Source organism: Mesorhizobium sp. M0106 (genome assembly GCF_040322715.1).
Lineage (GTDB): Bacteria > Pseudomonadota > Alphaproteobacteria > Rhizobiales > Rhizobiaceae > Mesorhizobium.
The window spans coordinates 1-17,139 of the sequence record NZ_JAMYUA010000053.1 but is presented as its reverse complement, the minus strand read 5'-3'; the positions used below and the strand labels follow the sequence as shown (position 1 = coordinate 17,139).

Below are 17,139 nucleotides of genomic sequence, written 5' to 3'. Positions count from 1 at the left end.
CTTTGACATCATGGCGCGGATGCGGAATGTTAAAAGGCAGAAAGCCAACAATGGGAGTTAGTCATGACGATCTACAAGAGTAACGGCGACCGCGTTCCCGATCACATCCTGGCCATGGCCGAAGATGCCAAGGCAGGCAAGATGGATCGTCGCGAATTTCTGGCTCTCGCCAGCGTCTTCGGCGCCTCGACGGCGATGGCTTATGGCATGCTTGGCCTCGCAGACCCCACGCCGGCCAAGGCGGAAGAGGTGAAGGGCAAGAAAGGCGGCATACTGAAGGTCGCGCAATGGATCAAGGATCCGAAGGATCCGCGCAAGTCCGACTGGTCGGAAATCGCCAATGCCGAGCGCCAGGCGCTCGAGCCGCTGGTCAAATACACCACCGAATACACGTTCCGCCCCTATCTGCTGGAGAGCTGGGACGTGAATGACGACGCCACCGAATACACGCTGCATGTGCGCAAAGGCGTCACCTGGAACAACGGCGATCCGTTCACCGCAGACGACGTCATCTTCAACCTCAAGCGTTGGGCCGACAAGAAGGCCGAAGGCAATTCCATGCCGGGTCGCCTCGGTTCGCTGGTCAAGGACGACAAGCTGGATGAGAGCGCGGTGACCAAGGTCGATGACCACACGATCAAGCTGACGCTCAGCAAGCCGGATATCGCTCTCATTCCCAACGTGTGCGACTATCCCGGCCTCATCGTCCACAAGACGTTCGACGAAAAAGGCGGCGACTTCAAGTCTTGCCCGATCGGCACTGGGCCGTTCGAGCTGGTCTCCTACGATGTCGGCCAGAAGGTGGTCTACAAGCGTCGTGAAGATAACAAGTGGTGGGACGGCGAGGTCTTCCTCGACGGCATCGAGTTCATCGACTACGGCACCGATCCGGCGGCCATGGTCAGCGCCTTCGAGGCAGGCGAAGTGCACACCAACTTCGAAACCTCGGCCGACTATGTGTCCATTCTCGACGGCATGGACTTGGCGAAGTCGGAGGTCGTCACCGCGTCGACGATCGTCTGCCGCACCAACGTCACAAACAAGCCTTACGGCGACCAGAAGGTTCGCAACGCCCTGCAGCTCGCGGTCGACAACAATGTCGTCCTCCAGCTCGGCTACGGCAATGCTGGCACGGTTGCCGAAAACCACCATGTCGCCCCGATCCATCCGGAATACTATGAATTGCCGAAGATTGCTCGCGACCCGGCCAAGGCAAAGGCGCTGATGGCCGAAGCCGGCCAGGCCGATTTCGAGCACGAACTGATCACGGTCGACGAAGACTGGCACAAGAACACAGGCGATGCGATCGCCGCGCAGATGCGCGACGCCGGCATCAAGGTCAAGCGTACGGTGCTGCCGGGTTCGACCTTCTGGAACGACTGGACGAAGTATCCGCTGTCGATGACCAACTGGAACATGCGGCCGCTCGGCGTCCAGGTTCTGGCGATCGGCTATCGCACAGGTGAGGCCTGGAACGAGACGGCCTGGTCGAATCCGGAGTGGGATGCCAAGCTCAACGCTGCGCTGGCAGTTGCCGACGCCGCCAAGCGCAAGGAAATGATGAAGGATATCGAGCAGATCCTGCAGGATTCCGGCATTATCATCCAGCCTTATTGGCGCAAGCTCTACAGCCATTCGGTCAAGGCGGTGCAGAACTACAAGATGCACCCGACCTTCGAGCGCGACTACGGCAAGGTCTGGCTCGACCAGGCCTGACCGGACGATCCGGAAAGGGGCGTCTCGCCCCTTTCCCTCGCTCTTTGCATGGTCCTTGGACCGGAAGTCGGCGCAGCAAAAAGTTGCGGACTCTTCGGCCTGGGTCTGCAATAAAAAGGGTATTGCATCTGGGACTGGTCTGAAGGCTTGTTCTGCCGCTGGCGGCAGCGCACGGCTTGCAAACCGGTTCCACCCCCCAACCCGACCGGCAGGGGACCGCCATGCTTTCTTTCGTTATCAGGCGTCTCGGCACCATGGCAGTGACGATGCTGTGCCTGACGATGATCGTCTTCTTCCTGGTCAATCTCGGGCCTAATCTGAAGAAGCTCGCGATCAGCCAGACCGAAATGCACACATCCGCCGAGCAGCTTGAGGCTTGGCTGGTCAACCACGGCTATCGGCAGAATTTCTTTATCCGCTACGGCCAATGGCTGGGCATCATGCCCAAGCAGCCGGTGACCGACCCGGCGACCGGCAAGCCCGCACAGCGTTTCTCCTTCTGCAACGATCCGGTCGTGCCGACATTCTCCGGCATCCTGCAAGGCGATTTCGGTTGCTCGACCAAGTTCAAGACGACGGTCGCTTCGAAACTCTTTCCGGCGCTCAGCGCCACCGGCATCCTGATGCTCTGCGTGCTGGCCGTAATGGTGCCGATCTCGCTTTTGATCGGTATTCTCGCCGGCATGCGCGAGGGTTCACGCACCGACCGCACATTGTCGGTGGCTTCGATCGCCTCGACGGCGACGCCCGAATATGTTTCGGGCGTCATCTTCACCGTGATCTTTGCCTCCTGGCTCGGCGTGCTGAACGGTTCGGCGGCCTCGGCCAGCCAGGGCATCACCTTCTATAATTTCACCTTACCGGTGATGACGCTGGCGATATACGGCATCGGCTACATCGCTCGCATGACCCGCGCCTCGATGGTGGAGGTGATGACACAGCAATATATCCGAACCGCCCGGCTGAAGGGCCTCTCCTTCGGCAGCGTGGTGATAAAGCACGCTCTGCGCAACGCGCTGATCGCGCCATTCACGGTCATCATGCTGCAGTTCCCCTGGCTGCTCACCGGCGTCGTCATCGTCGAGGTGATGTTCCGCTACCAGGGGTTCGGCTACACCCTGGTCGAGGCCGCCGGCAACAACGACATCGATCTTCTGCTCGGCTGCTCGCTGGTCTCGGTGTTTATCGTCCTGATCACACAGCTCATCTCCGATGTCGGCTACGCGTTCCTCAATCCGCGCATCAGAGTTCAATAGGAGACCGGCGGATGCAGGTCGAATATCTCAGCGCCTTCAACGTCGTACTCGGCGTGCTTACCCGCTTCTGGCCGGTCTGGATCGCTCTCGCCCTGGTGATGGGGGCGAGCTTCGGCTACGAGAAGAAGCTAGGCCTTTACGGCCAGCTTTTCGACAGCGGCGTCGGCATCGTCGGCGTCGGCATCTGCCTGTTCTGGCTGTTTACGGCGATCTTCGCGTCGACCATCTCGCCCTTCGATCCGCTCGCCCAAGTGCCGATCATGAAGGACGCGCTGCCGGGCGCAATCGAGCCGGCGTCGAAACTTGTATACTATTTCGGCGGCGACAAGCTCGCCCGCGACGTGTTCTCCCGCATGGTCTATGGCAGCCAGATCGTGCTGATCATCGCGCCGGCGGCGACCGGTTTTGCGCTGATGGTCGGCATTACGCTCGGCCTGCCGGCCGGCTATTATGGCGGCAAGATCGATACGGTGCTGTCCTTCCTCGCCAACCTTGTGCTGGCCTTCCCGGTGATCCTCCTGTTTTACCTGCTGGTGACGCCGGGTATCATGGACACGCCGATCCCCTACGCGATGGCAGGGCTGTTCTTCCTGTTTCCGATCATCTTCTTCAGTGTGCTGTTCTGGACGCGCTACAAGAACCGCCCCGACCGCCTCTATATCCTGCTTGGCCTGACGTTGGTACTTGGCGGCTGGATCTATGCAGGCCTTGTCTTCGATGCCGATCCGTTCAAGATCATCCACATCGATCCCAACCAGCTCAACATCTTCGTGGCGGTGGTGTTCGCCTCCAGCCCCGGCGTGTTCCGCATCGTGCGCGGCCTGGTCATGGATATCAAAACGCGCGACTATGTTGCGGCGGCACAAACGCGCGGTGAATCGCCCTGGTACATCATGCTGTGGGAGATATTGCCCAATGCGCGCGGGCCGCTTATCGTCGACGCCTGCCTGCGCATCGGCTACACCACGATCCTGCTCGGTACGCTCGGCTATTTCGGGCTGGGACTGGCGCCGGAAAGCCCGGACTGGGGCACGGCGATCAAGGATGCAAGCCGGCTGCTGCGCTCCTTCATCCACCCGGCGCTGCCGCCGACGATCGCATTGATGTCGTTCGTGCTCGGCCTCAACCTCCTGGCGGATTCGTTGCGTGAACAGTCTATGAAAGATTGATGCCGGGAAGATCGATGCCGGGTTCGGCCCGACATGCCTGAAGAACAAGGATTGGAGCGACCCATGAACGAGGCAGTTCGAAATCCCGCCAAGCCGACCAATGGGCCGATCATCGAGATCGAGAACCTGTCGATCTCCTTCTTCACCCGCAAGGGCGAGATCCCGGCGGTCATGGATTTTTCCTGCACGGTCATGCCTGGCGAGGCGATGGGTATTGTCGGCGAATCCGGCTGCGGCAAGTCGACCGTGTCGCTGGGCATCATGCGCGACCTCTCCAACATCGGAAAGATCGTCGGCGGAAAGATCAAATTCCAGGGCAAGGACATGGGAGAACTGTCCGACGAGGAACTGCGAGCTATCCGCGGCAACAAGATCGCGATGATCTACCAGGAGCCGATGGCCAGTCTTAACCCGGCGATGAAGGTCGGCCAGCAGCTGATGGAAGTGCCACTGATCCACGACAAGGTGTCGAAGGACGAAGCTTACAAACGCGCCTTGGAAATGGTGCGCGCGATGAAGCTGCCGGATCCCGAGCGCATGATGCGTTCCTACCCGCACCAGCTTTCCGGCGGTCAGCAGCAGCGCATCGTCATTGCCATGGCGCTGCTGTCTAAGCCGGCGCTGCTTCTGCTCGACGAGCCGACGACAGCGCTCGACGTGACGGTTGAGGCCGGCATCGTCGACTTGGTCAAGGGGCTGGGCGAGAAGTTCGGCACCTCGATGATCTTCGTGTCGCACAACCTCGGCCTGATCCTGGAGACCTGCGACCGCATCACGGTGATGTATTCGGGCGAAGCGGTGGAGACCGGCAAGATCAAGGACGTCTTCGACCGGATGCGCCATCCCTACACGCAAGGCCTGTTCCGCTCGATCCCGTTGCCGGGCGCCGACAAGAATTCGCGGCCGCTGATATCCATCCCGGGGCAGTTGCCGCTACCGCACGAGCGGCCGAAGGGCTGCAATTTCGGCCCGCGCTGCCACCATTTCGTCGAGGGCGTCTGCAACGCCGCCGAAATTCCGATGATCGCGGTCGAAGGCCATGACGGGCATTTCTCGCGCTGTGTGCGCTTCAACGAGATCGACTGGGAGGCGCTGCCACCCGGCGCCAAGAAGGTCAACGAGCGGGTGGTACCCGGTGCGCCGGTGCTCCAGATCGAAGACCTCCGGAAGTACTACAAGGTCGGTGGCAGCGAAGTGTTCGGCTCGAGCGAGGGCCGTGTCGTCAAGGCCAACGAGACGATCTCGTTCATGGCGCGCGAATCCGAGACCGTCGCTATCGTCGGCGAATCCGGCTGCGGAAAATCGACCCTGGCCAAGGTGCTGCTCGGCCTCGAAACGGCAAGCTCCGGCCGCGTCAAGCTCGGCAACAAGGAGATTCAGTCGACCGGGATCGAGAAGCGCAGCGTCGACACGGTGTCATCGATCCAGATGGTGTTCCAAAATCCGTTCGACACGCTCAATCCCAGCCATTCGGTCGGTTCGCAGATCATCCGTACGCTGGAAAAGTTCAACGTCGGCGACACGGTGGCCGACCGCCGCAAGCGAATGCTGGAACTGCTGGACCTGGTGAAGCTGCCGAGGGCGTTCGAGACGCGCAAGCCGCGCCAGCTTTCAGGCGGCCAGAAACAGCGCATCGGCGTGGCGCGGGCCTTTGCCGGCGACGCCAAGGTGGTGGTGGCCGACGAGCCGGTCTCGGCACTGGATGTGTCGGTCCAGGCCGCGGTCACCGAGCTCTTGATGGACATCCAGCGCAAGAACAAGACGACGATGCTGTTCATCAGCCACGATCTGTCGGTGGTGCGCTACATCGCCGACCGCGTAGTCGTCATGTATCTCGGCTATATCGTTGAGCAAGGCACGACCGACCAGATATTCGCGCCGCCCTATCACCCCTACACCGAGGCATTGCTGTCGGCGATCCCGATCGCCGACACAAGCGTGGTCAAGAAGCACATCGTGCTGGAGGGCGACATCCCTTCGGCGATGAACCCGCCGTCCGGCTGTCCGTTCCAGACGCGCTGCGGCTACAAGAAACTGGTGCCGCACAACCTTTGCGAAACCAAGGTGCCGCCAGTCAAAAATCTCGGCGACGGCCATATGAGCCTGTGCTGGCTGTCCGACGACGTGCTGGCGAAAATGGAGCCGGTGATCAAATTCGACAAGGAGCACGCCGCAAATGAGGGCGTGCCGGATGATGCAAACCACGGTGTTGGCCCGGGCTTTGCCGGAGATCCGCCCAAGCGCCCGCATGGAAAGACTGGCAGCGTTGAAGCCGATGCCGAGGGCCAGGCAGTGGAGAATGCCGAAGCGGTCGCCAAAGCCCGCCGTCACGAGGTTCGCGACGAGGTTTCAGAGACCGGCACCTCAAGCTCTGCCGACAGCGTGGTGGCACCAATCATGCCGCCGACTGTCGGCGACGGCCGACAGGCCGAGGACGCCACGCGCAAGCCGCGCAAACCCAAGGGCGGCTGAGAGCCGTTAATAGGCTAGGGCGCGCATTGCCGTAGCTGCGCGGCGTAGTCCTGCGCCATCTGTTCGGTGGCATGCGCATAGCGCTGCACGTCGGCGTCGCCGCGACTGCCGCGCTTGTAGGCATTCCAGCCGAGATAGTAGGCGAGATACAGATTGTAGGTGTCGTTGCGGGCGACGCCGAGCGTGTCGGCGGTCTTGGAATGATACCAGCCGACGAAATCGACGGCATCGGCAAACCTGGTGCGGCGCGCCGCCCAGCTTCCGGTCTCGTTCTGGTATTGCGCCCAGGTGCCGTCGAGCGCCTGCGAGAAGCCGGTGGCGCTGGAGATATGTTTCCAGGGAATGAAGCCCAGCAGCTTGGTGCGCGGCGGCCTTGCGTTGCTCTTGAAGCCGGATTCCTTGCGCACCGTCGCCATCAGCACGGGAACCGGCACACCGTATTTCTGCTCGGTGCGTTGTGCCGCCGCCTGCCAATTGTCGAACCAGCCGTCATTCTGGTCGAAAACGGCGCAGACATCGTTGATATGGTTCGGTGGCGTCGCGCAGGCCGAAAGCGCCAGCGGCGCGGCAATCGCTATAATTTTACTAAAACTCGACCTACGCATTGGAAGAGCATTAGGCCGAAAACATAAAAGGAATCTTGCTGTCTTCCTTAACGGCTCATCGGCCGCTTTGCCTGACGCGGAACAAGTATAACCATTCCGACGTTTGTTGTCGCTTTTACCGATGTGAAATTCCCGGAATGCCGCCTTGGCTAAAATCACGCCCGCAGGTGGCGGATTCTTGACAGCTCGATCCTCGTGCCGGCGCTTTGATGCGCGGCATGAGCGAACCAAGACGCAAGCGCGGCGCCGAGCGAACCAGCAACAGGGGACCGACCGCCATCCCGCAACTGCCGCTCAGGCGGGTGACAAATCCTTATCCGCCGATGGCGATGCTCTCGGCCGACCAGATCGAGGCGATCCACCAGGCGTCGATGCATATCCTGGAGAATTTCGGCATCGAGGTGATGAGCCCGCGGGCGCTGTCGCTGTTCGAGAAGGCCGGGGCCAAGGTCGATCATGCCACGATGAACGTCCGCATCGATCGCGGCATGATCGAGGAAGCGCTGAAGGCGACACAGTCCAGCTATACGCTGACGCCGCGCAATCCCGCCCATGCCGTCCACCTCGGCGGCAATACCATCAACTTCACGCTCGTCGCCGGGCCGCCGAATGTGCACGACATGGAGCGCGGCCGCCGTGCCGGCAATTTGCGCGATTATTCCGATCTCGTCCGGCTGGCGCAGCATTTCAACTGCATCCACATGCTAGGCAACCAGGTCTGCGCGCCGGTAGAATTGCCGGCGAATTCCCGTCATCTCGACACCTATTTCGCCAATCTGACACTGACCGACAAAAGCTTTCACGTCTCGGCCATCGGCCGCGGCAGGGCGCTCGACGGCATCGAAATGATGGCAATCGCGCGCGGACTGACGCTTGACGAGATGCGCCACGATCCCGGCGTCACCACGATCATTTCGGTCAATTCGCCGCGCCGCTTCGACGAGATGATGGCCGAGGGGCTGATGACGATGGCCGAGTTCGGCCAGTCGGTGGCGGTGACGCCGTTCACGCTGATGGGAGCGATGAGCCCGGTGACGCTTGCCGGCGCGCTCGCCCAGCAGAATGCCGAGGCGCTGTTCGGCGTGGTGCTGACGCAGCTCGTCCGCCCCGGCGCGCCGGTGATGTATGGCGCCTTCACCTCCAATGTCGATATGAAATCGGGAGCGCCGGCGTTCGGCACGCCTGAAAACACCAAGGCGAATATCGCGTCCGGACAGTTGGCGCGGCGTTACAACCTGCCTTATCGCACGACGCCGGGCTCGGCTTCCAATGCTGCCGACGCGCAAGGCGCCTATGAGACGCTGATGGCGCTGTGGGGCGCGGTGCTCGGCCATGGCAACCTCGTCTACCATGCCGCCGGCTGGCAAGAGGGCGGACTGACAGCGTCGTTCGAAAAGTTCATCATCGACGTCGAGATGATCCAGCACATGATGGAGTTTTTGCGCCCGATCGAGGTCAACGAGGCCGAGCTTGCTGTCGAGGCTCTGGGTGCGGTTCCGACCGGCGGCCACTTCTTCGGCGAGCCGCACACGCTGGAGCGCTACGCCACAGCCTTCTACCAGCCGATGCTGTCCAACTGGCAAAATTTCGAGGCCTGGCAGGAGGCTGGCGGGCTCGATGCCACGGCGCGGGCGACGAGGCTTTGGAAGAAGGCGCTGGAGGACTATGTCGAGCCGGTGATGGAAATCTCCAGGCGCGAGGCGCTTGAGGCGTACGTGGCCAAGCGCAAGGAAGCGATCGGGCAAAGCGAGCCGTGATGATCGAAGGCTCGCGCTCGTGGGGCTCCTCCTCCCCGAATTCATCGTTCCCATCCAACTCGTTGACGTCAGAGAGAATCCCATGAAATCGCATGCAAAGGTCGTGGTTATCGGCGGTGGCGTTGTCGGGTGCTCCGTGCTGTTCCATCTGGCCCGGCACGGCTGGACAGACATCGTGCTTCTGGAGCGCGATGAATTGACCTCCGGCTCGACCTGGCACGCCGCCGGCGGCATGCACACCATCAATGGCGATCCCAATGTCGCCAAGCTGCAGAAATACACAATCTCGCTCTACAAGGAGATCCAGGAACTGTCCGGCCAGGCGACCGGGGTGCATCTGACTGGCGGCGTCTTGCTGGCGGCGACCGAGGCGCGCCTCGACTGGCTGCGCGGCGTCGTCGCCAAGGGCCGCTATCTCGGCATCGACCTCGAAGAAATATCGCCTGATGAGGCGGCCGAGCTGATGCCGTTGCTCGACCCCAAGCAGTTCGTCGGCGCCGTTCGCAACAAGGAGGACGGTCATCTCGACCCCTCCGGCGTCACCCACGCCTACGCCAAGGCCGCGAGGAAGCTTGGAGCCGAGGTCGAGCGTTTCACCAAGGTCGAGGACATCGTGCGGCGCGCCGACGGGTTGTGGCGTGTCATCACCAACAAGGGTGAGGTGGTGGCCGAGCATGTCGTCAACGCCGCCGGCCTGTGGGCGCGTGAGGTCGGCCGCATGGTCGGGCTGGAGCTGCCGGTGCTGGCGATGGAGCACATGTACCTGATCACCGAGGACATGCCGGAAGTCGCCGCCTGGAACCAGAAGACTGGTTCCGAAATCATCCATGCCGTGGATTTCGACGGCGAGCTGTATTTGCGCCAGGAGCGCGGCGGCATGCTGATGGGCACTTATGAAAAGGCCAACAAGCCTTGGTCCGAGTTCCAAACGCCATGGAATTTCGGCCACGAGCTGCTCGAACCCGACATCGACCGGATCGCGCCGTCGCTGGAGGTCGGCTTCCGGCATTTCCCGGCCTTCCAGAACACCGGCATCAAGCAGATCATCAACGGGCCCTTCACCTTCGCACCGGACGGCAATCCGCTGGTCGGGCCGGTGCGCGGCCTGCCGGGGTTCTGGGTGGCCTGTGGTGTCATGGCCGGGTTCTCGCAGGGCGGCGGCGTCGGGCTGGCGCTGTCGAACTGGATGATCGAAGGCGATCCCGGCGCCGATATCTGGGCGATGGATGTGTCGCGCTACGGTGACTGGGCGACGATGGCCTACACCAATGCCAAGGTGCGCGAAAACTATTCGCGGCGGTTTTCGATCCGCTTCCCGAACGAGGAACTACCGGCCGGCCGGCCGCTCAAGACGACACCGGTTTACGACCTGTTGTCGGCCAAAGGGGCGCAATGGGGGGTCGCCTATGGGTTGGAAGTGCCGCTGTGGTACGCGCCCGAAGGCGTCAAGGACGAATTCTCCTGGCGGCGCTCGAGCGATTTTGAGCATGTGGCGAAAGAAGTGGAGACGGTTCGGCAGGGCGTTGGTCTCTCGGAAATCTCGTCATTCGCCAAATACAGAGTGACAGGCAAGGGCGCTGCAGCCTGGCTCGACCGCCTGCTTGCCTGCAAGTTGCCAAGGCCCGGCCGCATGACGCTGGCGCCGATGCTGAAGGAAGACGGCAGGCTGATTGGCGATTTCACGCTGGCCAATCTCGGCGGTCCAAATTCGGAAAGTGACGATTGGTTCCTGGCCGGCTCCGGCGTCGCCGAGCAGTACCATATGCGCTGGTTCGAGGCGCATCTGCCGCAGGACGGCTCGGTCAGTATCGAAGCGTCGGGAGCAAAACTCACCGGCCTGTCGATCGCTGGCCTCAAGGCGCGCGCCGTGTTGGCAAAAGTTACGCGGGCGGACGTATCGAATGCCGCGTTTCCGTTCATGGCCATCAGCAAGATGGATATCGGCATGGCGCCATGCCTGGTCGGGCGCGTCAGCTACACCGGCGATCTCGGCTACGAAATCTGGGTCGCGCCGGAATATCAGCGCGCCGCCTATCAGGCGCTGATGGCCGCGGGGGAGGAATTCGGCATCGGCCTGTTCGGCTCGCGCGCGCTCAACGCATTGCGGCTTGAGAAGAATTACGGCTCATGGGCGCGCGAATACCGTCCGATCTATGGGCCGCTGGAAGCCGGGCTCGACCGCTTCGTCGCCTACGGCAAGCAAGCCGATTTCATCGGCAAGCAGGCGGCGTTGGCCGAGCGCAAGCAAGGCGGCAGACTGCGGCTGCGGGCCTTTGTCGTCGATACTGTCGATGCCGACGTCATCGGCGACGAGCCAATCTGGTATGGCGGTGCCGTGCGCGGTTGGGTCACGTCGGGCGGCTACGCGCATCATTCGAAAAAGTCCGTCGCCATCGGCTATGTGCCGAAAGAGATTGCCGACGAAGCCGACGGCTTCGAGATTGAGCTTCTGGGCAAACGCCACGCCGCGCGCATGCAGCCGATCCCGCTGTTCGACGCGAATTTCGAGCGGATGCGTGGGTGACGTTTCAGGCACCGCGGCGGTTGTCCAGTGCCAGGGCGCCGGGGCCGGCGAATACCAGATAGAAGAAGATGAAGCAGAAGGAGATCGCGGCATCGCCGCCATTGTTGACCGGGAAGAAGCTCTGCGGCATGTGCGCCATGAAATAGGCGATCGCCATCTCGCCGCTGAGAAGGAATGCCACCGGCCTGGTGAAAAGCCCCAATACCAGCAGGATGCCGCCTCCGAATTCCAGGATGGCCGCGGTCAGCGATAGCGCGCTCATGGTGCCGGCATGGTCGCCGACGGGGAGATTGAACAGTTTCTGGGTGCCGTGCTCAATGAACTGCAGCGCCGTCATGATGCGCAAGGCGGCAAGGGCGAACGGTTGATATCCGGCGAGGCCTTCGAAAAGCTTCATCTACGACTCCATTTTCACCTAGCCCGGCCATAGGTCATCGCCAAAGGCCGGACCATTCACATAGTCCGGCCTTCATTCAACTGTCGGTGAGTGAGTCGTGAGGCGTGCTGCAGCCTTGGGGCCGCACGATGGCGGCCCCGCAATTGGCGCGGCCTGTTACCGCGTCGGTGCCATTAGCGCGAAATGGGCGCCTTGCGGATCCGTGCACTGTACGATCCAGCTGCCGCCGGGGACCTCCATCGGACCCATCAGGATCTTGCCGCCATTGTCGGTGACGCGCTTGGCTGCCGCGTCGATGCCGGGCACGTTGAAATAGAACTGCCAGACCGGCGCCGGGATCTGCTCGGGCTTGTTCATCATGCCGCCAACGGGCTCGCCGCCGAAGGCGAAAAGCTGGTAGACGCCCATCGGACCCATATCCATGGCGTCGCCCTTCTCCCAGCCGAACTGGCTGGAATAGAAATCGAACGCCGCCTTCCAGTCTGACGTGTAGAGCTCATGCCAGCCGATGTTGCCGGGGGTCGCCAACGGTAGCGGCGGCTGGTCGGGGCCGCTGGGCTGCAGGAAGTTGAACATCGCGCCTTGCGGGTCTGCAACGACGGCGAAGCGGCCGACGCCAGGAATGTCGTCGGGCTCGCGGTGAACCGCGCCACCAGCCTTCTTGAGGGAGGCCGTTGCGGCATCGATGTCCCTGGTGAGGATATAACCGACCCAGGCCGGCGGCATGCCCATCTTGCGCGCGTCATCGGGCAGCGTCATCATCCCGCCGACGCCGCGCTCGCCGACATTCATGACGATATAGCGCGGCATGCCCTGGGCCCCTTCGAAAGGCTGCCCCCTCCAGCCCACCACTGAGGTGTAAAACGCCTCGGCGGCATCGAGATCGGTGGTCATCAGCTCGTACCAGAAGAAGGGCATGGGGGACTGTGGCATTGTCGTGCTCCTTGCGGTTTGTACATCGATCATGCGCGATCCATTCTAGGACGATCTTCACGACGAAAATCCGACAGCCAACCAAAAAAGATGACGGCAAATTGGAAATGTTACCGGGTTGCGCGCCCTGCGGTTTTCGACTTTGCTCGCAGTCAACGAGGGGTTGTTGATCCATGCGCCGGATGTCGCTCACTTCCGAACTTGTCGCGCTGTGCCATCGGGAGGAGGCCGATCCCGGCCCCGATGGCAGCTGGACGCAGCTGACGGACGAAGACTTCAGGGCCCTTTGCCTTCGGTGATCAAAACCAACGCTAAGCTTACCAGGCTGACCACTCAGTCCAGCAACGGCAGTGCCGCTATGGCCAAGCTTCCCTGTCGGCGGCTTTGGTAACATGAGTACACTTGTCATGTTTATTCGTGGCTTTTCAGCAGTTTGCACAGAAAATTGACCAATTGATAAAAAAATAAAACGTGCTAGCCTTCTCCAAAACAAGAACATGGGGAACTGACGATGCCAGAAGGCCAGTTCAAGCAAGGCATTGCCGGCGGGCGGCTTTCGCCGGGACAATATGCCGATAATTTCGCCGACCTGCACCCGCCGCTCGATCATCACGAGGCGCTGGTCGAGTCCGACCGCTGCTATTTCTGCTATGACGCGCCGTGCATGAATGCGTGTCCGACCTCGATCGACATCCCGCTGTTCATCCGCCAGATTTCGACCGGCAATCCGATCGGTTCGGCCAAGACGATTTTCGATCAGAACATTTTGGGCGGTATGTGCGCCCGCGTCTGCCCGACCGAGACGTTGTGCGAAGAGGTCTGCGTGCGGGAGGTGGCCGAAGGCAAGCCGGTGCAGATTGGTCGCCTTCAGCGCTACGCCACCGATGTCGCCATGGCCGAAAACAAGCAGTTCTACAACCGCTCCGAACCGACCGGCAAGACGGTCGCCGTGGTCGGCGCCGGACCGGCCGGGCTTGCGGCCGCGCATCGGCTCGCCCGTCATGGCCACGACGTGACCATCCTGGAAGCCCGCCCGAAGCCCGGCGGCCTCAATGAGTACGGTATCGCCGCCTATAAAAGCGTCGACAATTTTGCCCAGGCCGAAGTCGACTATGTCACGTCGATCGGCGGCATCGACATCCAGAACGGCAAGGCGCTCGGCCGAGATTACCAGCTGTCGGACCTGACCAGGAATTACGATGCGGTGTTCCTCGGCATGGGGCTTGCCGGCGTCAATGCCTTGCGAGCGGATGGCGAGGAGGCGCAAGGCGTCACCAATGCCGTCGAGTTCATTGCCGAGCTTCGTCAGGCCAGTGATCTGGCCAGCCTGCCGGTCGGCCGGCGTGTTGTCGTCATCGGCGGCGGCATGACGGCGATCGACGCGGCGGTGCAATCGAAGCTGCTCGGAGCCGAAGAGGTGACGATCTGCTATCGGCGCGGCCCGGAGCACATGAATGCCTCCGAATTCGAGCAGGATCTGGCTGCCGCCAACGGCGTCATCATCCGGCACTGGTTGCAGCCGAAGCGGGTCATTGCCGATGCCGGCAAGGTGTCGGCGATCGAGCTCGAATACACCGCGATGGACAGCGACAGGCTCGTCGGCACCGGCGAGCGGCTGACGCTCGTCGCCGATCAGGTGTTCAAGGCGATCGGCCAGAGCTTTGTCCCGGCTGCGCTCAACGGCAGCGGTGCGGAGGTCGCGCTGGAAGCCGGCCGCATCAAGGTCGATGCGGAAGGGCGCACCTCGCTGGCCAATGTCTGGGCTGGCGGCGACTGCATTTTCGGCGGCGACGACCTGACTGTTTCAGCCGTCGCGCAAGGCCGCGATGCGGCGGAGAGCATTCATCGGGCACTGACCTCGAACGGGAGGGCATGAGCATGGCAGACATCCGCAACAATTTCGTCGGCATCAAGTCGCCGAACCCGTTCTGGCTGGCTTCGGCGCCGCCGACCGACAAGGCCTATAATGTCATTCGCGCCTTCAAGGCGGGCTGGGGCGGCGTGGTATGGAAGACGCTCGGCGAAGAGGGCCCGCCGGTGGTCAACGTCAACGGTCCGCGCTATGGCGCGATCTGGGGCGCCGACCGTCGTCTGCTCGGCCTCAACAACATCGAGCTGATCACCGACCGCGACCTGCAGGTCAATCTGCGCGAGATCAAGCAGGTCAAGATGGACTGGCCCGACCGGGCGATCGTCGTCTCGCTGATGGTGCCTTGCGAGGAGCATGCCTGGAAAGCCATCCTGCCGGTAGTCGAGGAGACCGGCGCTGACGGCATCGAACTCAATTTCGGCTGCCCGCATGGCATGTCGGAACGCGGCATGGGTGCGGCGGTCGGCCAGGTGCCGGAATACATCGAAATGGTGGTGCGCTGGTGCAAGGCCAACACCCGCATGCCTGTCATCACCAAGCTGACGCCCAACATCACCGACATACGCAAGCCGGCACGAGCTGCCCTTGCCGGCGGCACCGACGCGGTGTCGCTGATCAACACCATCAATTCGATCACCGGCGTCAATCTCGACAATTTCGCACCGGAGCCGACGATTGATGGCAAAGGTTCGCATGGCGGCTATTGCGGCCCGGCGGTGAAGCCGATCGCCATGAACATGGTGGCCGAGATCGCGCGCGACCCGGAAACAAAGGGCCTGCCGATCTCCGGTATCGGCGGCATCACCACCTGGCGCGACGCCGCCGAGTTCATGGCGCTTGGCGCCGGCAATGTGCAGGTGTGCACGGCGGCGATGACCTATGGCTTCAAGATCGTGCAGGAGATGATCGCCGGCCTGGAAAACTGGATGGACGAGAAGGGCCATGCCTCGCTCGACGACATCATTGGCCGCGCCACGCCCAACGTCACCGACTGGCAGTATCTCAACCTCAACTACGTCGCAAAGGCGCATATCGACCAGGAGGCCTGCATCAAATGCGGCCGCTGCCACATCGCCTGCGAGGACACCTCGCACCAGGCCATCACCAGCATGGTCGACGGCCTCAGGCATTTCGAGGTGATCGAGGCCGAATGCGTCGGCTGCAATCTCTGCGTCAATGTCTGCCCGGTCGAGAACTGCATCACCATGGAGCCACTGGCGGTTGGCGCGATCGACGAGCGCACTGGTAGGCCAGTGTCGGCGATCTATGCCAACTGGACGACGCATCCGAACAATCCGATGGCCAAGGTGGCGGCGGAATAGCATTGCGAAAAAAGCGGCGTTCATGGGCGCCGCTTTTTGATTTTCCTATTGCGGATAAAAGTTATCCACGATAATCTATATCCATGAACAGGAGAGCGAAATGAAGCTGGGCGAAGGCGTCGAAGCGGCCATCCACTGCGCCGCGATGCTCGCCGGCGTTGACGGCGCCGCGACCTTGCCAGGTGCTGCCATGGCCGAAGCGTTCGGGCTGTCGCCGAGCTATCTGCTTAAGCATCTCAACGCGCTGACTGCGTCCGGCATCCTGGAATCAGTGCCGGGGCCGTCCGGCGGCTACCGGCTGGCGCGGCCGGCGGAACGCATAACGCTGCTCGATATCGTGCTGGCCGTCGAGGGGCGTGAACCGGCGTTCCGCTGCGCCGAAATCCGCCAGCGCGGCCCAGCGAAGCTCGATGCCTCGGTCTATGTCAAACCCTGCGGCATCAACGTAGCCATGCTGAAGGCCGAGCGTGCCTATCGCGCCGCGCTCGCCGACGCCCGGCTGTCCGACATCGTTGCAGAATACACCGCCGATGCCGATCCCCGTTCGGTCGCCGCGAACTGCGCCTTCGTCGAGCGCCATCGGCGGCCGCAGAAATCAAGTTCAACCAAGCAAGCATGAAAGGCTACAGACGATGAAACAGAGGCTGCAATTTTTCGGCGCGGCGCCGGAGATCATGAAGGCGGTGTCGGCGCTCAACAAGGCAGTCGACGAATGCGGGCTCGAAAAAAGCCTGTTGCATCTGATCAAGCTCAGGGCGTCGCAGATCAACGGCTGCTCGTATTGCGTCGAGATGCATAGCCGCGAAGCGCGCCGCGACGGCGAAAGCGAGCAGCGGCTCTATCTCGTCTCCGCATGGAAGGAATCGCCGCTGTTTTCAGAGCGCGAACGCGCGGCCTTGGCCTGGACCGACGCGCTGACCAGGATTGCCGACAACGGTGTGTCGGACGAACTCTATGCAAGGACGCTCGAATATTTCTCGGAACAGGAGCTGGTCAAGCTCTCGGTTGCGCTCGGCATGATCAACACCTGGAACCGGCTTTGCGTTCCGTTTCATGCAATCCATCCGATGCCAGCAGTCTTGGCCGCTTGAGCATGGACCAGGCGCGCGGCCTTGGGC

Annotated in this window: 13 protein-coding genes and 1 pseudogene; 11 read left to right on the top strand and 3 right to left on the bottom strand. The window is 62.0% G+C overall.

Annotation, left to right across the window (positions count from 1 at the left end; translation table 11 throughout):
* The first annotated feature begins 63 nt into the window (after positions 1-63).
* The 4 genes from NKJ55_RS30985 to NKJ55_RS30970 all read left to right on the top strand — a co-directional run bounded on the left by NKJ55_RS30985 (position 64) and on the right by NKJ55_RS30970 (position 6,613).
* On the top strand, positions 64-1,716 hold the full coding sequence (locus NKJ55_RS30985; protein WP_352453205.1) for an ABC transporter substrate-binding protein: 1,653 nt from the start codon (positions 64-66) through the stop codon (positions 1,714-1,716).
* Positions 1,717-1,937: 221 nt separating this feature from the next.
* Positions 1,938-2,972: an ABC transporter permease gene (locus tag NKJ55_RS30980; RefSeq protein WP_352453204.1), complete on the top strand. Its 1,035-nt coding sequence runs from the start codon at positions 1,938-1,940 to the stop codon at positions 2,970-2,972.
* Between the two features lie 11 nt (positions 2,973-2,983).
* Positions 2,984-4,141, top strand: coding sequence for an ABC transporter permease (locus NKJ55_RS30975; protein WP_352453203.1), 1,158 nt, complete (start codon positions 2,984-2,986; stop codon positions 4,139-4,141).
* Between the two features lie 63 nt (positions 4,142-4,204).
* Complete coding sequence (locus NKJ55_RS30970) at positions 4,205-6,613, top strand: dipeptide ABC transporter ATP-binding protein (RefSeq protein ID WP_352453202.1); 2,409 nt, start codon at positions 4,205-4,207, stop codon at positions 6,611-6,613.
* Positions 6,614-6,627: 14 nt separating this feature from the next.
* Here the strand turns inward: NKJ55_RS30970 and NKJ55_RS30965 are convergent, their stop codons facing one another.
* Positions 6,628-7,218, bottom strand: coding sequence for a transglycosylase SLT domain-containing protein (locus tag NKJ55_RS30965; RefSeq protein WP_352453201.1), 591 nt, complete (start codon positions 7,216-7,218; stop codon positions 6,628-6,630).
* A 218-nt stretch (positions 7,219-7,436) separates the two neighbouring features.
* Between NKJ55_RS30965 and NKJ55_RS30960 the strand changes: the two genes are divergently transcribed.
* Both NKJ55_RS30960 and NKJ55_RS30955 read left to right on the top strand, forming a co-directional pair.
* Positions 7,437-8,975: a trimethylamine methyltransferase family protein gene (locus tag NKJ55_RS30960; protein WP_352453200.1), complete on the top strand. Its 1,539-nt coding sequence runs from the start codon at positions 7,437-7,439 to the stop codon at positions 8,973-8,975.
* An 82-nt stretch (positions 8,976-9,057) separates the two neighbouring features.
* Entirely contained in the window at positions 9,058-11,499 is a 2,442-nt protein-coding gene (locus tag NKJ55_RS30955) for a GcvT family protein (RefSeq protein ID WP_352453199.1), read from the top strand.
* A gap of 4 nt (positions 11,500-11,503) precedes the next feature.
* Here the strand turns inward: NKJ55_RS30955 and NKJ55_RS30950 are convergent, their stop codons facing one another.
* The gene (locus NKJ55_RS30950) at positions 11,504-11,896 is read right to left on the bottom strand and encodes a DoxX family protein (RefSeq protein WP_352453198.1); all 393 of its coding nucleotides are present in this window, start codon (positions 11,894-11,896) and stop codon (positions 11,504-11,506) included.
* 156 nt (positions 11,897-12,052) lie between these two features.
* A complete protein-coding gene (locus tag NKJ55_RS30945; RefSeq protein ID WP_352453197.1) occupies positions 12,053-12,829 on the bottom strand; it encodes a VOC family protein in 777 nt (258 codons plus the stop codon).
* 173 nt (positions 12,830-13,002) lie between these two features.
* On the opposite strand from NKJ55_RS30945, the pseudogene NKJ55_RS30940 reads away from it, so the two are divergent.
* From NKJ55_RS30940 to NKJ55_RS30920, 5 genes and pseudogenes are all read left to right on the top strand, one after another.
* Positions 13,003-13,125 (top strand): annotated as a pseudogene (locus NKJ55_RS30940) (gamma-glutamylcyclotransferase); the annotation flags it as partial.
* A 215-nt stretch (positions 13,126-13,340) separates the two neighbouring features.
* A complete protein-coding gene (locus NKJ55_RS30935; RefSeq protein ID WP_352453196.1) occupies positions 13,341-14,705 on the top strand; it encodes an NAD(P)-dependent oxidoreductase in 1,365 nt (454 codons plus the stop codon).
* A 2-nt stretch (positions 14,706-14,707) separates the two neighbouring features.
* Positions 14,708-16,021 carry an NAD-dependent dihydropyrimidine dehydrogenase subunit PreA gene (preA, locus tag NKJ55_RS30930; protein WP_352453195.1) on the top strand — a complete coding sequence of 438 codons (1,314 nt, stop codon included), beginning with the start codon at positions 14,708-14,710 and terminating at the stop codon, positions 16,019-16,021.
* Positions 16,022-16,121: 100 nt separating this feature from the next.
* On the top strand, positions 16,122-16,640 hold the full coding sequence (locus NKJ55_RS30925) for an RrF2 family transcriptional regulator (RefSeq protein WP_352453193.1): 519 nt from the start codon (positions 16,122-16,124) through the stop codon (positions 16,638-16,640).
* Between the two features lie 13 nt (positions 16,641-16,653).
* Positions 16,654-17,112, top strand: coding sequence for a carboxymuconolactone decarboxylase family protein (locus NKJ55_RS30920; RefSeq protein ID WP_352453192.1), 459 nt, complete (start codon positions 16,654-16,656; stop codon positions 17,110-17,112).
* Positions 17,113-17,139: the final 27 nt, after the last annotated feature.

Coding starts and splice junctions, on each gene's coding strand:
- NKJ55_RS30985 (WP_352453205.1), top strand. CDS start 64: ATGACGATCTACAAGAGTAACGGCGACCGCGTTCCCGATCACATCCTG.
- NKJ55_RS30980 (WP_352453204.1), top strand. CDS start 1,938: ATGCTTTCTTTCGTTATCAGGCGTCTCGGCACCATGGCAGTGACGATG.
- NKJ55_RS30975 (WP_352453203.1), top strand. CDS start 2,984: ATGCAGGTCGAATATCTCAGCGCCTTCAACGTCGTACTCGGCGTGCTT.
- NKJ55_RS30970 (WP_352453202.1), top strand. CDS start 4,205: ATGAACGAGGCAGTTCGAAATCCCGCCAAGCCGACCAATGGGCCGATC.
- NKJ55_RS30965 (WP_352453201.1), bottom strand. CDS start 7,218: ATGCGTAGGTCGAGTTTTAGTAAAATTATAGCGATTGCCGCGCCGCTG.
- NKJ55_RS30960 (WP_352453200.1), top strand. CDS start 7,437: ATGAGCGAACCAAGACGCAAGCGCGGCGCCGAGCGAACCAGCAACAGG.
- NKJ55_RS30955 (WP_352453199.1), top strand. CDS start 9,058: ATGAAATCGCATGCAAAGGTCGTGGTTATCGGCGGTGGCGTTGTCGGG.
- NKJ55_RS30950 (WP_352453198.1), bottom strand. CDS start 11,896: ATGAAGCTTTTCGAAGGCCTCGCCGGATATCAACCGTTCGCCCTTGCC.
- NKJ55_RS30945 (WP_352453197.1), bottom strand. CDS start 12,829: ATGCCACAGTCCCCCATGCCCTTCTTCTGGTACGAGCTGATGACCACC.
- NKJ55_RS30935 (WP_352453196.1), top strand. CDS start 13,341: ATGCCAGAAGGCCAGTTCAAGCAAGGCATTGCCGGCGGGCGGCTTTCG.
- preA (WP_352453195.1), top strand. CDS start 14,708: ATGGCAGACATCCGCAACAATTTCGTCGGCATCAAGTCGCCGAACCCG.
- NKJ55_RS30925 (WP_352453193.1), top strand. CDS start 16,122: ATGAAGCTGGGCGAAGGCGTCGAAGCGGCCATCCACTGCGCCGCGATG.
- NKJ55_RS30920 (WP_352453192.1), top strand. CDS start 16,654: ATGAAACAGAGGCTGCAATTTTTCGGCGCGGCGCCGGAGATCATGAAG.